Raw genomic sequence first — 1,020 nt, 5'->3', positions numbered from 1 at the left:
AGCTGGCCCTGAGGATCTGGCGTGGTCGGCGGTGTGCTTCAGAAACGGTGTGGAACCTGTTCATTAGGGTACTCCTGTTGGTGTCGCACCCTATCTACAGGGGTCATAGATCTGGTTTTTGCGATTCCTCGTCCCAATTTTTTTGAGACGTCATAGCTGCGGAGGGGGATGCTCGGTCAATGAGGAAGGGGAAAGGACGGCTTCTTTCCTGGTACCGACCTGCACTCGGTGGGAAGGCGCTAGACCCCTAATCAGGATTTGGCCACTGTGTGCTGCATCCTGTGCTATCGCGTGTTGGCACCATCTGGATCCTGCACAGCTTGACCTGGGGCCAGTGCCTGTAGCGCGTCCAGCAGGGCCGGGAATTCCCATGTCATTCGCTTGGGCACCCTTATCGGTGCGTGTGGCGTGGGTTCAGAAGGTCTTATCCAATTGCGGCCACATCATCAGGTTTTTCGAGATACCCCGTGCATTGAGTGCGGGGAGGGATAGCGTGTCGCCCGCCAGGATGAACCGTACCGGCTTTCTCGGAGGCCAGTTGGCTTGAGTCAGGCCGCCTTCTTGGCCGGACCCTGTTGCTCGGAATGCAGGGACTCTCCTTCAGCCGGTGCCTGTTGCCGATCGGCTCCAGTAGCCGCTGGTGATTGAACCAACCGAACCACTTCAAGGCTGGGTCCTCTCTCGATAGTCCTTGGTCATGCGATTCCGGAACGCGCGCTTGGCATCCTGCTGATTGACGCCAGGTCGGCCAGGAGAATGCATCGGTCCCCGCCTGGTCTTGCGCCCCAGCGATGTTATCGTTCCCATGTAACATCTCCCGTCGAGATGTTGAGACGATCGATTGAATCCCCCGAGTAGCACGGCGTCGGTGAAGACTTCCGGGTTGAGCTCTCCATCGGGCCGCTCGCGCACGGTGTCGGCCCACTCGATATAGTCTGACTTCGAGTGCGTATACCGCTGGTCGGAGAGAGAATTGACGATGAACGAGGTTTTGGCCCGGGAGTAGTAGCAATGGCTAGC

Annotated in this window: 1 pseudogene; it reads right to left on the bottom strand. The window is 58.2% G+C overall.

The features are described from left to right. Positions 1–663: 663 nt before the first annotated feature. Positions 664–1,020, bottom strand: a pseudogene (locus tag UYS_RS18935) (hypothetical protein); the annotation flags it as partial.

Source organism: Halomonas smyrnensis AAD6, assembly GCF_000265245.1.
Lineage (GTDB): Bacteria > Pseudomonadota > Gammaproteobacteria > Pseudomonadales > Halomonadaceae > Halomonas > Halomonas smyrnensis.
The sequence above is the reverse complement of the archived record's forward strand: the minus strand, read 5'-3'. Positions and strand labels throughout refer to the sequence as shown.